The organism is Actinocorallia lasiicapitis (genome assembly GCF_054778695.1).
The window spans coordinates 1-14,675 of record NZ_BAAGZI010000124.1 but is presented as its reverse complement, the minus strand read 5'-3'; the positions used below and the strand labels follow the sequence as shown (position 1 = coordinate 14,675).

The 14,675-nt window shown below is 70.4% G+C and carries 15 protein-coding genes; 7 read left to right on the top strand and 8 right to left on the bottom strand.

Translation table 11 applies throughout. The features are described 5' to 3' along the window. The coding region (locus ACYVE7_RS16125) for a bifunctional [glutamine synthetase] adenylyltransferase/[glutamine synthetase]-adenylyl-L-tyrosine phosphorylase (protein WP_460365518.1) at positions 1-2,528 on the top strand (2,528 nt) is incomplete at its 5' end. 3 nt (positions 2,529-2,531) lie between these two features. On the opposite strand, the gene ACYVE7_RS16120 is transcribed toward ACYVE7_RS16125, so the two are convergent. From ACYVE7_RS16120 to ACYVE7_RS16110, 3 genes are all read right to left on the bottom strand, one after another. Next, positions 2,532-4,025: a N,N-dimethylformamidase beta subunit family domain-containing protein gene (locus ACYVE7_RS16120; RefSeq protein WP_460365517.1), complete on the bottom strand. Its 1,494-nt coding sequence runs from the start codon at positions 4,023-4,025 to the stop codon at positions 2,532-2,534. A gap of 6 nt (positions 4,026-4,031) precedes the next feature. Continuing rightward, positions 4,032-4,829, bottom strand: a complete 798-nt coding sequence (locus ACYVE7_RS16115) for a phosphatase PAP2 family protein (protein ID WP_460365516.1) — start codon at positions 4,827-4,829, stop codon at positions 4,032-4,034. A 100-nt stretch (positions 4,830-4,929) separates the two neighbouring features. Then, complete coding sequence (locus tag ACYVE7_RS16110) at positions 4,930-5,322, bottom strand: OsmC family protein (protein ID WP_460365515.1); 393 nt, start codon at positions 5,320-5,322, stop codon at positions 4,930-4,932. A gap of 166 nt (positions 5,323-5,488) precedes the next feature. On the opposite strand from ACYVE7_RS16110, the gene ACYVE7_RS16105 reads away from it, so the two are divergent. Next, positions 5,489-6,220, top strand: a complete 732-nt coding sequence (locus tag ACYVE7_RS16105; protein WP_460365514.1) for a Type 1 glutamine amidotransferase-like domain-containing protein — start codon at positions 5,489-5,491, stop codon at positions 6,218-6,220. Between the two features lie 59 nt (positions 6,221-6,279). Here the strand turns inward: ACYVE7_RS16105 and ACYVE7_RS16100 are convergent, their stop codons facing one another. Both ACYVE7_RS16100 and ACYVE7_RS16095 read right to left on the bottom strand, forming a co-directional pair. Beyond that, on the bottom strand, positions 6,280-6,768 hold the full coding sequence (locus tag ACYVE7_RS16100) for a DUF1877 family protein (RefSeq protein WP_460365513.1): 489 nt from the start codon (positions 6,766-6,768) through the stop codon (positions 6,280-6,282). 105 nt (positions 6,769-6,873) lie between these two features. Beyond that, on the bottom strand, positions 6,874-7,194 hold the full coding sequence (locus tag ACYVE7_RS16095; RefSeq protein ID WP_460365512.1) for a YbjQ family protein: 321 nt from the start codon (positions 7,192-7,194) through the stop codon (positions 6,874-6,876). 64 nt (positions 7,195-7,258) lie between these two features. On the opposite strand from ACYVE7_RS16095, the gene lipA reads away from it, so the two are divergent. After that, complete coding sequence (gene lipA / locus ACYVE7_RS16090; RefSeq protein ID WP_460365511.1) at positions 7,259-8,191, top strand: lipoyl synthase; 933 nt, start codon at positions 7,259-7,261, stop codon at positions 8,189-8,191. 10 nt (positions 8,192-8,201) lie between these two features. After that, positions 8,202-8,879 carry a DUF4191 domain-containing protein gene (locus ACYVE7_RS16085; RefSeq protein ID WP_460365510.1) on the top strand — a complete coding sequence of 226 codons (678 nt, stop codon included), beginning with the start codon at positions 8,202-8,204 and terminating at the stop codon, positions 8,877-8,879. A gap of 85 nt (positions 8,880-8,964) precedes the next feature. On the opposite strand, the gene ACYVE7_RS16080 is transcribed toward ACYVE7_RS16085, so the two are convergent. Further along, entirely contained in the window at positions 8,965-9,438 is a 474-nt protein-coding gene (locus ACYVE7_RS16080; RefSeq protein WP_460365509.1) for an RDD family protein, read from the bottom strand. A gap of 128 nt (positions 9,439-9,566) precedes the next feature. On the opposite strand from ACYVE7_RS16080, the gene glnA reads away from it, so the two are divergent. The 3 genes from glnA (at position 9,567) to ACYVE7_RS16065 (ending at position 12,861) form a co-directional block, all read left to right on the top strand. Beyond that, positions 9,567-10,991: a type I glutamate--ammonia ligase gene (glnA, locus tag ACYVE7_RS16075; protein ID WP_460365508.1), complete on the top strand. Its 1,425-nt coding sequence runs from the start codon at positions 9,567-9,569 to the stop codon at positions 10,989-10,991. Positions 10,992-11,368: 377 nt separating this feature from the next. Next, on the top strand, positions 11,369-11,869 hold the full coding sequence (locus tag ACYVE7_RS16070; RefSeq protein WP_460365507.1) for a SigE family RNA polymerase sigma factor: 501 nt from the start codon (positions 11,369-11,371) through the stop codon (positions 11,867-11,869). Further along, positions 11,866-12,861 (top strand): hypothetical protein, encoded by a 996-nt coding sequence (locus ACYVE7_RS16065; RefSeq protein ID WP_460365506.1) that lies wholly within the window; start codon positions 11,866-11,868, stop codon positions 12,859-12,861. Before ACYVE7_RS16070 ends, ACYVE7_RS16065 begins: the two co-directional genes overlap by 4 nt. Before the next feature lie 25 nt (positions 12,862-12,886). On the opposite strand, the gene ACYVE7_RS16060 is transcribed toward ACYVE7_RS16065, so the two are convergent. Both ACYVE7_RS16060 and ACYVE7_RS16055 read right to left on the bottom strand, forming a co-directional pair. After that, positions 12,887-13,774: a TIGR01777 family oxidoreductase gene (locus tag ACYVE7_RS16060; protein WP_460365505.1), complete on the bottom strand. Its 888-nt coding sequence runs from the start codon at positions 13,772-13,774 to the stop codon at positions 12,887-12,889. 106 nt (positions 13,775-13,880) lie between these two features. Beyond that, positions 13,881-14,675: 2-oxo acid dehydrogenase subunit E2 (locus tag ACYVE7_RS16055; RefSeq protein WP_460365504.1), on the bottom strand; the 795-nt coding region annotated here is incomplete at its 5' end.

Genomic DNA, 14,675 nt, shown 5'->3' with positions numbered 1-14,675 from the left:
TGCTGCATCTGGCCGGCCGGGACCTGACCGGGGTGCTCGAGGTCGGCGAGGTGGCCCGTGAGCTGGCCGACCTCGCCGACGCCGCGCCCGAGGCGGGGCTGGCGATCGCCCGCGCGGAGGTTCCCGAGCACACCCTGTGCCGGCTGGCCGTGATCGGGATGGGCAAGTCCGGCGGCCGTGAGCTGAACTACGTCTCCGACGTGGACGTCGTGTTCGTCGCCGAAGTGGTCGACGGCGCGCCCGAGGACGCCGCGCTGCGCGCCGCGAACCGGCTGGCCGCCGCGATGATGCGGGCCTGCTCGGCCACCACTCCCGAGGGTTCGCTGTGGGAGGTCGACGCCAATCTGCGGCCCGAGGGCAAGTCGGGGCCGCTGGTGCGGACCCTGGCCAGCCACCGCGCCTACTACGAGCGGTGGGCCAAGACCTGGGAGTTCCAGGCGCTGCTCAAGGCCAGGCCGGTCGCGGGCGACCGGGAACTCGGCCGGGCCTATCTGGACATGATCTCGCCGATGGTCTGGAAGGCGGCCGCGGGCGAGAGCTTCGTCGCGGACGTCCAGGCGATGCGCAAACGCGTCGAGGACCATCTGCAGGAGCGGCACGGCGCGGTGGAGCGGCAGCTCAAGCTGGGCCCCGGGGGGCTGCGGGACGTCGAGTTCGCCGTCCAGCTCCTTCAGCTCGTGCACGGCCGCGCCGACGAGCTGTTGCACAGCGGCAACACCCTCGACGCGCTCGAAGCGCTCTCCGAAGGCGGATATGTCGGGCGGGAGGACGCGGCGGCGCTGGCCGAGGCCTACCGGTTCCTGCGCCGCACCGAGCACCTCATCCAGCTCCAGCATCTGCGCCGCACCCATCTCGTCCCCGCCGACGACGCCGGGCTGCGCCGGCTCGGCCGCGCGCTGGGCCTGGCGGGGGATCCGGCCGTCAGCTTCACCGAGCTGTGGCGGCAGCACGCGCGCGGGGTCCGGCGGATCCACGAGAAGCTGTTCTACCGGCCGCTGCTGCGGGCCGTCGCGAACCTGCCGGGGGAGGAGGCCAGGCTCACCCCCGAGGCGGCCCGCGCCCGGCTGCTGGCGCTCGGCTACAACGACCCGGCCGGGGCGCTGCGCCATCTGGAGGCCCTCACCAAGGGCGTGTCCCGGCGCGCCGCGATCCAGCGGACCCTGCTGCCGGTCATGCTCGGCTGGTTCGCCGACGCCCCCGATCCCGACGCGGGACTGCTCGGCTTCCGCCGTGTCAGCGACGCCCTCGGCACCACCCCCTGGTATCTGCGGCTGCTCCGCGACGACGTCACGGTGGCCGAGCGGATGGCCCGGCTGCTGGCCTCCAGCGCCTATGTCACCGATCTGCTGCTGCGCGCCCCCGACGCCGTCATGATCCTCGGCAACGACGCGGAGCTGCGGCCCCGCACCCTGGCCGAGCTGCGCGGCGAGGCACTGGCGATCGTCGCGCGGGCGGGCGACCCGGCCAAGGCCGAGCACACCGTCGCCGCGATCCGGGCGATCCGCCGCCGCGAGCTGTTCCGGGTGTCGGTCGCCGACCTGCTCGGCCTCGCCGACGTCCCGACGGTCTGCCAGGCGCTCAGCGACATCACGACCGTCACCATCGAGGCTGCGCTCCAGGCCGCCACCGACAAGCTGGAGCACGAGCGCGGCGGCCCGCTGCCGACCAGGTTCGTGGTGGTCGCCATGGGCCGGTGGGGCGGGCACGAACTCGGCTACGGCAGCGACGCCGACGTCATGTTCGTCCACGATCCGGTGGAGGGCGCCGACGAACGCCAGGCGCAGCAGGCAGCGCACGCGCTCGCCGAGGAGCTGCGCCGGATGCTGGCACTGCCCGCGCCCGAACCGCCGCTGGGCATCGACCCGAACCTGCGGCCCGAGGGCAAGTCGGGGCCGCTGGTGCGGAGCCTCGCCTCCTACGCCGCCTACTACCGGCGCTGGTCGTCGCCGTGGGAGAGCCAGGCGCTGCTCCGCGCCGACCCCGTCATCGGCGACGCGGGACTGGCCGAGCGGTTCCGGGAGCTGATCAACCCGATCCGCTGGCCGGACGGCGGGATCGACGACCGCGTCATCCAGGAGATCCGGCGGCTCAAGGCCCGGATGGAGGCCGAGCGGCTGCCCCGCGGCGTCGACCGGCGGCTGCATCTCAAGCTCGGCCCCGGCGGGCTGTCGGACGTCGAATGGGTGGCGCAGCTCCTGCAGCTCAGGCACGCCTTCGAGGTGCCCGGGCTCCGCACCACCCGCACCCCGGCGGCGCTCGACACGGCCGTCGAGTACTCGCTGCTGGACGCCAAGGACGCCGAGACCCTCAAGTCGGCGTGGGAGCTGGCCACCCGGATCAGGAACGCGGTCATGCTGGTCCGCGGCCGGGCGTCCGACCTGCTGCCGACCGACCACCACCAGGAGCGGACGGCCGTCAGCCGGCTGATGGGCTACCCGGGCACCGGCGACCTGCTGGAGGACTGGCGCCGCCACGCCCGGCACGCCCGCGAGGTCACCGAGCGGATCTTCTACGGCCAGGTCGGATAGGGGTCAGCCGAAGTCCTTCAGATTGTCCCTGGCCGGGTGGGTCAGGCCCGCCGGTCCGGCGGCGAACACGGTCAGCACGTTCTCGATGACGCGGGCGACGAACGGGCGGGCCTCGTCGGTGACTCCGTGGCCGCAGCCGCTGCCGCGCAGCCCGCAGACGAACCGCATGGTGCCCGTGGAGAACACGCCAGCCCCGCTCTTGGCCGTGTAGTAGACGGCCTGCGACCGGTAGACGCCGGGGCAGCCGCGGACGGGGGAGTCCGCGACGATCTCGATGGGGCGCGGGGTCGGGCCGCCGAGGTTCAGGGCGTCGGTCTCCGGGCCGATCAGCCCGGGGAACGCCTGGCCCTTCTTGACGCCGGTGCCGTCGAACAGCCAGTGGCGCGGCCGGATCACGGTGAACTCGCCGTCGGCGGGGAAGCAGTTGTACTGGATGCCGATCAGCGCGCTCTCGGGGCGGGGCGGCGAGCCGATCCGCCAGTCGACCGTCACCTCGGACGGGTCGGTGCGGCCGATCGGGTCGTCGAGGGACTTGTAGCAGACGACCAGCCGGTCCGCGCCGAGCTCGGTCGGCTCGTAACGGATGTGCCGGTTCACGGCGTTGGCTCCGAGGAACGCAAGGTTGGTCCCCGCGTCCCTGGCTCTCTGGACGTTCTTCCACATCGCCGTCGACCAGTACTCGTCGTGGCCGAGGGTGATCAGGCCGCTGGCGCCGGTCAGCAGGGCGGCGTCGGAGTGCAGGTCGTTGTCGGTCGTGTAGGCGAGCGGCAGGCCCTGCTTCTCGGCCAGGATGATCGCGTCCTGTTCGAAGCTGCGGAACAGCTTCGCGCCGTCGGTGTCGTAGGGCCGGTCGAAGCTGACTGCGCGCGACCGGTCGGAGAACCCGGCGGGGCCGCCGTACAGATTGTGGCCGCCCCACTTGTTGTAGGCCTGCCAGGTGGTCGTGGCGTTGACGATGACGAGCCGGCCGGACGTCTCGGCGGACCTGACGGTGATCGGGACGTACCGCTGCGCGCCGCCGGACGCCGTCAGCCGGATCAGATAGGAGCCTTCGGGCCAGTCGGTGGCCTGGACGTCCAGCGACGGCTTCCACGGGGCCTTGACCGTGTAGGTCGCCGGATCGATCTTCGCCGCGGGCTGCCGCGCACCGGCCGTCGCGCCGGACTCCCACACCAGGCGCGCCCCGCGCCCGCCGTACCAGCCGATCCGGAACGCCTCCGCGCGGAACGACGCCCTGGTCGTCGACACGTACAGCCGGAACGCCTCGCCGGGCCGGACGCTCACATGGTCGGCGTAGCCCTCGATCTCGTCGGGCTCGCCCCGTTTGGTGATCTTCCAGTCGGCCGTGCCGGGCCGCTCGTTCTCCGGGGCCGCCGTCGGGGTCGCGCTGGTGGTGACGGCCACGTCCGTCGCGGCGGGAGCGGGGGGCTCAGCCGCGGTGGAGCAGGAGGTGGCCGCGAGGAGAACGGTGAGGCAGAGGAGCCCGCTGATACGCACGGGAGGTCATTGTGCCGCACTCCTGCGCCGCCACGCCCACCGGTAGGCCAGCCACGAAGCGCCGAGCCCGAGCAGGATCAGGGTCACCCCGGCGACGGCGTCCAGCACGTAGTGGTTGGCCGTCGACATGATCACCAGAATGGTCGTCGTCGGGTAGAGCACCCCGAACAGCCTGGTCCACCAGCGCCGCCCCAGCACGATCATCGCGATTCCGCACCAGACCGCCCAGCCCGCGTGCATCGACGGCATCGCCGCGTACTGGTTGGCCATGGTCGTCGAGGCGCCCGAGGAGTAGAGGCCGGGGGTGTCGAAGAAGACGACCGGATCGACGAAGCCGAAGCCCGTCATGAACCGCGGCGGCGCCAGCGGGTACAGCCAGAAACCGATCAGCGCCAGCGCCGTGGCGACCAGGATCCCCGCCCGGAACCACGCGTAGTGCCGGGGCCGCTTGCGGTACAGCCACACCACCACGCCGATCGTCACCAGGAAATGGGCGCTGAGATAGAAGATGTTCGCGGCGAACGCGAGATATTCGTGCCGCAACAGCGCCTGGTTGAGTCCCAGTTCGATATCCAGCCCCGACGCCTTCTCCCAATGGAAGATCTGCCGTGCGTGGTCGAACGCCTCCTGCGTGCCGTGCGGATTGTTGAGGATGATCCGGGTGACCATATAAGCGCCGTAGAACACCGCGATGAGCAGCAGTTCGCGCCAGACGGGAGGCAGCCGGAAAGCGAACGGCGCCGGTCGGGCGTCCGCGCTTCCGGCAGGGGGACCGCTCGGGGTGGTGGGGGCGATCTGGACCATGGTGTTTATTTTTGCCTTAGATTCACCTGGATGAGATCACCATGTCGGATGGTCTTCGTCTCAGCCTTTGGGAGTAGGACCCTGTACCGGAGACCGGGGTTCACGGAATCCGCTGGACCGTCGGAGTGACGTTCCGCAGCGCCGCCCCGACCGTGCAGTACTGCTCGTGCACCCGCGCCGCGACCTTGCGCAGCACTTCCTCCGCCTGCTCGTCGCCCTCCGGCAGCGCCACGTCGTAGTCCACGACGATCTCGCCGAGCCGGAACTTGTCGGTCTTCTCGGCGTGAACGTCCGCCGCCAGCCGGTCCAGCCGGTGGCCGCGTTTGGCCGTCAGCGGCTCCACGGTGACCAGTTCGCAGCCGCCGAGCGCGGCCAGCAGCAGCTCCACCGGGGTGAACACCCCGTCCTCCGCGCCGCCGATCTCCACCCGCGCGCCCCGCCCGTTCGTGGCGATGAAACCCGTGTCCGTGCGCTCCACCCGTACCGACGCCATCGGTTCCTCCTCGATCGTCCGTCCACGCCAACACATCCCGGTCTCACGATCTTCCCCCGAGGTTCAGGGAGAAGTCCCCGAGAAACCCCAAAATCCCGACCTGCGGCACTCCGTGGCCGTACGGTTACTCCACGACGGTGAGCGACACGAGCCTCGGGAGAACTGAGTGAGCACAGACGGACAGCCGCACATCCTGGCCATCGGCGGCGGGTCCATGATCGTCAACGATCGTGGGGTGCCCGAGGGGAGCCCTCTGCTGCGGTACGCGCTGGACCTGACCGGCCAGGACCGGCCGCGCGTCTGCTACCTCGCGACGGCGGTGGGCGACCCGGCGGGGGCCATCGCCGCCGCGTACGGGATGTTCGGCCGGATGGACGCCGAGGTCAGCCATCTGGCGCTGTTCCCGATGCCGAACGTCGCCGACGTCAGGGCGCACCTGCTCGCCCAGGACCTGATCTACGTGTCGGGCGGCAGCGTGGTCAACCTGCTGGCCGTCTGGCGGGCCCACGGACTCGACTCGATCTTCACCGAGGTGTGGCGGTCGGGCGTCGTCCTGGCAGGGCAGAGCGCGGGCGCGCTCTGCTGGCACGCCGGCGGCAACACCGACTCCTTCGGCCCCCGGCTGGAGACCCTCACCGACGGCCTGGCGCTGGTGCCCTACTCCTGTGGCGTCCACTACGACAGCGACCCGCAGCGCCGCGAGCTGCTGCACGCCGCGGTCGGCCGGAACGAGCTGCCCGCCGGTTACGCGGCCGACGAGGGCGTCGCCCTGCACTACGTGGGCACCGAGTTCGTCCAGGCCGTCACCTACCGGCCGGACGGCATGGCGTGGCGCGTCGAGCCCGACGGCTCCGGCGGCGCGAAGGAGACCCCGATCGAACCACGCCAGCTCCGCTAGGCCGGTGATCTTTCAGGGTGCGACGGCCGTGGCCGTCGCACCCTGACCCGTCTCCGGGGTCAGCCCATCGTCTTGAAGATCGATTCGCCGTGGGTGGCGGCCGCGGTGAAGAACGCGCCCAGGGCGTCGTAGCCGGGCTTGAACACGGCGTCGCGGGCCTCGTCCGACCAGGCGGAGGCGCCCTGGACGTCGGCGGCGACCATCGCGGCCCGGTCGAACCGGCGCGACGGGAACGGGGTGGCCGCCAGATGGTCGGCGGCGGTCTTGACCCGGTCGGGAGCCAGATAGATCACGTCGAAGCCCAGTTCCTCGGCGCCGTCCTCGGTGATCAGACGGCCGCCGCAGACGATGTCGGACTCCGGCGCGCGGCCCTCCCACGGATCACCGGTGATGACGTACTGGAGGCCCTGCCAGTCGCCCCCCAGATCGAGGGCGCGGGCCGCGTGCTGCTTCTTCCAGTCGGGGTCGGCGAACACCTGGCGCGCCACCTGGCCGGGGTCGGTGCCGCTCTCCAGCGGCAGCCTGAGATAGGTCATGGCCAGCGCCACGGCTGTTCCTCTCCTCAATCACACGTAACAGCGAGCAACCCTAGAGAGATCCGTCACCCGGCTCGGCGGAAATCGGCGAAACCGGCGGCTAAGACAGCCGAATCGTTATAGCCGCCGCACCTTGACCGCGGTTCCGTACACACAGATCTCCGTCCCCTGGTCACGAAGATCGTTCGCCTCGTACCGGACGGCCAGGATCGCGTCCGCCCCCTGGCGCTCCGCCTCGGCGACCAGGCGTCTGCGGGCCTCCAGCCGGAACGCGTGCAGCTCCTGGGTCATCGTCTTGGGCTCGCCGCCCAGGAAGGTCTTCAGTCCCGCCTCCAGACTGGACAGGCCGCTGCGGACCATGACCGTCAGGCCGAAGACGTCACCGATCACCTCGGTCACCTCGTACCCGGGGAGGTCGTTCATCGTGCTGACGATCAAGGGGGCGCTCCGTGTGGTGTCCGACAAGGATTAAGCGTGGCCTTATCGGACGTACCCTAGTCACGTGAGTGCTGTGGCCCCAGAGGGACGGAAGCTGCTGCGGCTGGAAGTCCGCAACGCAGAAGTGCCGATCGAGAAGAAGCCCCCGTGGATCAAGACCAAGCTGAAGATGGGCCCCCAGTACCGGGAGCTCACCCAGCTGGTGAAGGGCGAAGGCCTGCACACGGTCTGCCAGGAGGCGGGCTGCCCGAACATCTTCGAATGCTGGGAGGACCGCGAGGCCACCTTCCTCATCGGCGGTGACCAGTGCACGCGCCGGTGCGACTTCTGCCAGATCGACACCGGCAAGCCCGCCGACTACGACACCGGCGAGCCGGTGCGCGTCGCGGAGTCGGTGAAGACGATGGGCCTGAAGTACGCCACCGTCACCGGCGTGGCCCGCGACGACCTGCCCGACGGAGGGGCCTGGCTGTACGCCGAGACCATCCGGAAGATCCACGAGTTCGTGCCCGGCTGCGGTGTCGAGATGCTCGCGCCCGACTTCAACGGCATCCCCGAGCTGCTCGACGAGGTCTTCTCCTCGCGGCCCGAGGTGTTCGCGCACAACCTCGAGACCGTCCCGCGGATCTTCAAGCGGATCCGCCCGGCGTTCCGGTACGAGCGCTCCCTCGACGTGATCACCAAGGCGCGCGCGGCGGGGCTCGTCACCAAGTCGAACCTGATCCTCGGGATGGGCGAGACCCGCGAAGAGGTCAGCGAGGCGCTGCGCGACCTGCACGAAGCGGGTTGCGAGCTGATTACGATCACGCAGTACCTTCGTCCCACCCCGAGGCATCACCCGGTCGAGCGGTGGGTAAAGCCCGAGGAGTTCGTCGAGCTCCAGGCCGAGGCCGAGGAGATCGGCTTCGCGGGGGCCATGTCCGGCCCCCTGGTCCGTTCCAGCTACCGGGCAGGCCGCCTGTACCAGCAGGCGATCGAGGCCCGTTCCGATCAATAGAATGAGCGACATGGCAGAGAACGAGAAGCCCGGCCGGTTCAAGCAGATCCGCATGGTCGCGGGTCTGGTGCAGAAGGCCAACCCGAAGGCCCTGCCGATCGTGTTCGCCTCGGCGCTGGGCACCCTGGTGCTTTTCGTGCTCATCGGTGCGCTGATCGGCCAGCTGTGGTTCATGATCCCGCTGGGGATCATGCTCGCGGTGATCGTCGGCATGGTGGTGTTCGGGCAGATCGCCCAGCGCACCCAGTTCAAGATGATGGAAGGCCAGATCGGCGCGGCCTTCGGCGTCCTGGACTCCATGCGCGGCAACTGGGTCGTCACCCCGGCCGTGGCCGGCAACCGCAGCATGGACGTCGTGCACCGGGTCGTCGGCCGTCCCGGCGTGGTCCTGGTGTCCGAGGGCCCCGCCTCGCGGGTCGGTTCACTGCTGGGCGCCGAGAAGAAGAAGGTGTCGCGGCTCGCGCACAGCGTCCCGATCTACGACATCCAGGTCGGCGACGAAGAGGGCCAGACCCCGCTGTCGAAGCTCCAGGCCACCCTCACCAAGCTGCCCCGCAACCTCACCAAGGACCAGGTCGACGATCTGAACGACCGGCTCCGCGCCATCCCGCAGCGTCCGGCGATGCCCGGCGGCCCGATGCCGAAGGGCGCCCGCGTCCCCAAGGCCCCGAAGCCCCGCGCCCGCTAGCCCGCACGGCATTCACGTCGCACCGCATTCATGTCGAAGGCCCCGGATCATTCGTGATCCGGGGCCTTTCGCAGTTTTCGGGGTCTCAGATCTCGAGGACGATCGTGTTGGTGGCGCGGTCGTGGAGGCCGCGGTGGTCGCGGTCCCAGAGCAGGGCCGGGACGACCAGGGCCGTCAGCAGGGCGCGGGCCAGCGACCAGGGCAGGCCGACGCGCTGGCCGTCCAGCCGCGCCACGTGCAGGCCCGCGATCCGCTTGCCGAGCGTGGTGCCCGCGAACGCGATCAGGACCGTCGCCTGGACCACGAAGATCAACAGGGTGATCTTGCTGCGGGTGCCGTTCGACCAGTCGAAACTCGACGCCAGAGCGCTGGCGATCAGCATGGACAGGAACCAGTCGATCAGCAGGGCGACCAGCCGGCGGGCATAGGACGCGACCGACCCCTTGCCCCGCTCCGGCAGGCCGAGCTGCTGGCCCGGATAGCCGAGATCGGCTCCGGCGGCGCGTGCCCCGCTCAGCCAGGTGCCGGTCCAGCTGGGGCCCTTCTCGTTACCACTCACAACGCAAAACTACCGCTTACGGCCAGGCGGTCTGTCGCACCCTGCGGTCTTGGTCATCAAGACGTAGGCTGGCCAGCGGATACACAGCCGTAACGAATCGACCCAGAAGCACCCCGTAGGAGGCTGGATTGTTCAGCAGCGCCGAGGAAGTCCTGACCTACATCCGTGACGAGGGGGTGCAGTTCATCGATGTGAGATTCGTTGACCTGCCCGGCACCGTCCAGCACTTCACCTTTCCCGCCTCGAACTTCGGTGAGAACGTCTTCACCGACGGCCTGATGTTCGACGGCTCGTCGATCCGCGGCTTCCAGGAGATCCACGAGTCGGACATGCTCCTGCTGCCCGACCCGTCCACCGCGGTCCTCGACCCGTTCCGCCAGCACAAGACCCTGAACATCACGTTCTTCGTGCACGACCCGCTGACCGGCGAGCCCTACAGCCGCGACCCCCGCAACATCGCCAAGAAGGCCCAGGACTACCTGATCGGTACCGGTATCGCCGACACCGTCTACTTCGGTCCCGAGGCCGAGTTCTACATCTTCGACGACGTCCGGTTCAAGACCGCCGCGAACGAGGGGTACTACTTCCTCGACTCGATCGAGGGCGCGTGGAACACCGGCCGTCAGGAGGAGGGCGGCAACCTGGGCGCGAAGCCGCCGTACAAGGGCGGCTACTTCCCGGTCAGCCCGATGGACCACTACACCGACCTGCGGTCGGAGATGGTCCAGCAGCTTCTCGCCGTCGGTATCGACGTGGAGATGCAGCACCACGAGGTCGGCACCGCCGGCCAGGCCGAGATCGACATCCGGTTCGGTGAGCTGCTCCACGCCGCCGACAATCTGATGCTCTACAAGTACGTCGTGAAGAACGTCGCGCGCGCCAACAACAAGGCCGTCACGTTCATGCCGAAGCCGATCTTCGGTGACAACGGCTCGGGGATGCACTGCCACCAGTCGCTCTGGAAGGACGGCAGCCCGCTCTTCTACGACGAGGTCGGCTACGCGGGCCTGTCGGACACGGCCCGTTTCTACATCGGCGGCCTGCTCAAGCACGCCCCGGCGCTGCTGGCGTTCACCAACCCGACGGTCAACAGCTACCACCGTCTGGTGCCGGGCTACGAGGCTCCGGTGAACCTGGTCTACAGCCAGCGCAACCGCAGCGCCTGCATCCGCATCCCGCTGACGGGCTCCAACCCGAAGGCCAAGCGCATCGAGTTCCGGGTGCCGGACCCGTCCTGCAACCCCTACCTCGCGTTCGCCGCCCAGCTCATGGCCGGTCTCGACGGCATCAAGAACAAGATCGAGCCGGTCGACCCGGTCGACAAGGACCTCTACGAGCTCCCGCCGGAGGAGGCCCGCAACATCCCGCAGGTCCCCGGCTCCCTCGACGCGGTCCTCACCGCCCTCGAGAACGACCACGCGTTCCTCCTGGAAGGCGGCGTCTTCACCCAGGACCTCATCGACACCTGGATCGCCTACAAGCGCGAAAACGAACTCGACCCCATCCGCCTCCGCCCCCACCCCCACGAATTCGAACTCTACTTCGACGTCTGACCAAGCCCCACCGGCCGGGGGACTCCCACCAAAGAGCCTCCGACCAGCAGTCCCTCGATCACCCTTACCTGTCGGTGACCGTCCCTGACGGTCACCGACGGAACAGTCCCAGAACAAGAGCCCCGCAAGCCGAAACCCCGGCCCCGCGGGGCTCTCGCTTTGCGACGCCCCCCTCCTCAACCCGGCCACGCGGGGCTCTCGCTTTGCCACACCCCCTCCTCCAGGAACGCCGCCCACCCGGAACCTCGGCGCGTTGGCACACGGGCGCGTTGGCACACGATGGCCGCCCGGTGGTGACGCGCGACGAGCTGAGCCGGAACAATTCGGGAGGAGCGTGCAGCGGTCGGTGGGGTGGTGGGGTCTAGGTGGGTGTGACAGTGACGGATCCCGGGTTCGCGACGTTCGTGAGAGAACGGTCGGCCTCGCTCTTTCGCACCGCTTATGTGTTGACGGGGAGCCGTGACGCGGCCGACGATCTCGTTCAGGAGGCGTTGGAGCGGGCCTGCCGGCATTGGCGGAAGGCGTCGGCCGCCCAGTCGCCTGAGGCATATGTGCGCAAGATCCTGGTCAACCTCGCCAACGACCGGTGGCGGCGCCTCAAACGCCTCGATTTGGTGCGCGGGGTGCCCGAGCGGCCCGACCCGAGCGACGACTACGGGCGGGTCGACTCCCGTTCCGAGCTCGTGCAGGCGCTGCTGGAGCTGCCGATCGGGCAGCGCACCGCGGTCGTCCTGCACTACTTCCACGACCAGGCCGACACCCAGATCGCGGCGACCCTCGGCATCTCCCCGGCAACCGCCCGCTCCAACCTGTCGCGCGGCCTCGCCAAGCTCCGCGCCGCCCTCACCGCCGACTCCGTCCCGGGAGCCTCCCGATGAACGACTTCGACACCCGTCTCCGCGACGAACTCCGCGCGTTCGCCGACACCCCCGAACCGCCCGCCTACGACCCTTCGGCCCTGCACCGGCGCGCCCACCGCGCCACCCGCCGTGCGCTGGCCGTCACCGCGGCCTCCGCCGCCGCGGTGCTCGCCGTGTCGCTGCTGGGCCGGACGGCGATCGAACGTGAGACGACGCCCGCCGGGCCGCCTTCCACGATCGCACCGGCCGTCCCGCGCTTCGGTCACGAGGTCGTCGACTCCGCGGTCCCCGCCTCAGGCGCCGAGTACGCCAACGGCCTGACCTTCGAGGCGGCCAAGGACGACCTGTCCGGCCGGCTCGTGGTCAAGTGCGTCGCCGACGGTGGTGGCACGCTTCCCCGGTTCGACGGGCCGGCGCTGGGGCCGTCCGACCTGCCCATCAGCGGGGATCTGCCCGATCTCGCCCGGGTCCGCCGTGAGGCCCGTTTCCTGAGCGGCCGGGATCTGCCGGGCCCTCCCGATCTGAGTGCGATGAGCGGGCGGGACCGGCGGCTCTACGACACGTGCGTCCGCCGGGTCAACGGTGAGTTCGCCCGGCTCGACCAGGCCCGCGCGAAGCTCGCCGATCCCTGGTGGGCCCGTTATGTCCGGCCCGTCCAGCGGGACCCGCGCGTACTGGCCCTGCTTCCGGAGATGCGCGCCTGCGCGCTCCGCGAGAACGTCCCGAACGCCGAGAAGATCAGCACCGAGTCCACCGTGGACGCCTTCAGCGACTTCTACGGCTGGCTGGACGGCGTCACCAGCCGAGCCGCTCCAGGCGACGACGACACCCCGCTGATCCGCCGCACCGCCCGGGCGTTCGTGCGCTGCGCCGGTCCGCCGGTCCGGACGCTCGAACGCATCCTGCACCGCCACCAGACCGCCTACCTGCTCGCCCACCCCGCCGAGGTCCAGGCCCTCATCTCCGAGGCCACCCGCACCTTCACCCGCCTGGAGGCCACCCTGCCATGACCGCTCCGAGCGGCAGGGGGCTCGGTCAGGCGAGGACGGCGTGGAGCGCGGGGCCGAGTGTCGGCTGGGTGAAGGTGAAGCCCGCGGCGGTCAGGCGGGTGGGGAGGGCGCGCTGGCTGACGAGGGGGACTTCGGCGGCGAAGTCGCGGAGTGCCAGGCGCATCAGGGGGGCCGGGACGACGAAGGGAGCGGGGCGGTGCAGAGCGGCGGCCAGGGATCGGGTGAACTCGGCGTTGGTGACGGGGTTCGGGGCCGTCAGGTTGACGGGGCCGGAGAGGTCGGAGTCGAGGAGGAAGCGCAGGGCCCGGATCTCGTCGTCCAGCGTGATCCAGCTCATCCACTGGCGGCCGTCGCCGAGCCGGGCGCCCAGTCCCAGGCCGAACAGCGGGCGAAGACGTCCCAGCATCCCGCCGTCGGCCGACAGCACGATTCCGGTCCTGGCCAGCACGGTACGGACGCCCGCGTCGGCCGCCGGGGCCGTCGCGGCCTCCCAGCGCTCCACCACGTCGGCGAGGAACCCTTCACCGGCAGGCGCGTCCTCTGACGTCTCCGACGCGCCGGTGTCGCCGTAGAAGCCGACCGCGGAGCCGGAGACGAACACGGGACGCGTCCCGTCCAGCCCGGCGATCGCCCGCGCCAGGGTCTGCGTCCCGTTCACCCGGCTGTCGAGGATCTCCTTCTTCCGCGCCTTGGTCCAGAGCCGGTCGCCGATCCCGGCGCCCGCCAGATGGATCACCGCGTCGGCGCCGTCCAGCGCGCCGTCCGCGACGCTCCCCGCCGGATCCCACCGCGCCTCGTCCGGCCCGGCCGGTTCGCGCCGCACCAGCCGGACCACGTCCCATCCGCCGGCCGCCAGCGACGCCGTCAACGCCCGCCCGATCAATCCCGAAGCCCCTGAGACCACAGCCTTCATCCCCCCAGGCTAGATCACGCGTCCCGGGCCGTCGGAGGAGGACCGCCGAACGGCGCAGCCCCCGCTCGGATGAGGCCGGGCGGGGGCTGCGGTGGAGCGTGGGAACTCAGAGGCCGAGGTCGGCCTCGAAGTTGCCTTCCTCGAGACGGGCCTTGACGGTGCCCAGGAAGCGGGCGGCGTCGGCGCCGTCGACGAGGCGGTGGTCGTAGGTGAGGGCCAGGTAGACCATCGAGCGGATCGCGATGACCTCGCCCAGCGACGGGTCGTTGACGACGACCGCGCGCTTCACGACCGAACCGGTGCCCAGGATGGCGACCTGGGGCTGGTTGATGATCGGGGTGTCGAACAGGGCGCCACGCGAACCGGTGTTGGTCAGCGTGAAGGTGCCGCCGCCCAGCTCGTCGGGGGAGACCTTGTTGGTGCGGGTGCGCTCGGCCAGGTCGGCGATCTTGCGGGCGATCCCGGCGAGGTTCAGCTCACCGGCGTCCTTGATCACCGGGACGAGCAGGCCCTTCTCGGTGTCCACCGCGACGCCCAGGTGCTCGGCCTCGTGGTAGGTGACCTCGTTGCGCTCGGAGTCGATGACCGCGTTGACCGTCGGGTGCGCCTTCAGCGCCTCGATGGCGGCGAGGGCGAAGAACGGCATGAACGACAGCTTGACGCCCTCGCGCGCGACGAACTCGGCCTTCGCCCGGTCACGGAGCCGCGCCACCTTGGTGACGTCGACCTCGACGACCGTGGTGAGCTGAGCGGACGTCTGCAGCGACTCGACCATGCGCCGGGCGATGGTCTGCCGCAGCCGCGACATCTTCTCGGTGCTGCCGCGCTTGCCCGCCGACGGCGAGATCAGCGACGGCGCCGAAGCGGCCGGCGCGGCCGGAGCGGCGACGGGAGCGGCGGC

Bases quoted from the DNA above. Each gene is read 5' to 3' on its own strand.
- ACYVE7_RS16065 (WP_460365506.1), top strand. From the start codon at position 11,866: ATGAACGACTTCGACACCCGTCTCCGCGACGAACTCCGCGCGTTCGCC.
- ACYVE7_RS16110 (WP_460365515.1), bottom strand. From the start codon at position 5,322: ATGGCGTCGGTACGGGTGGAGCGCACGGACACGGGTTTCATCGCCACG.
- ACYVE7_RS16060 (WP_460365505.1), bottom strand. From the start codon at position 13,774: ATGAAGGCTGTGGTCTCAGGGGCTTCGGGATTGATCGGGCGGGCGTTG.
- ACYVE7_RS16085 (WP_460365510.1), top strand. From the start codon at position 8,202: ATGGCAGAGAACGAGAAGCCCGGCCGGTTCAAGCAGATCCGCATGGTC.
- ACYVE7_RS16115 (WP_460365516.1), bottom strand. From the start codon at position 4,829: ATGGTCCAGATCGCCCCCACCACCCCGAGCGGTCCCCCTGCCGGAAGC.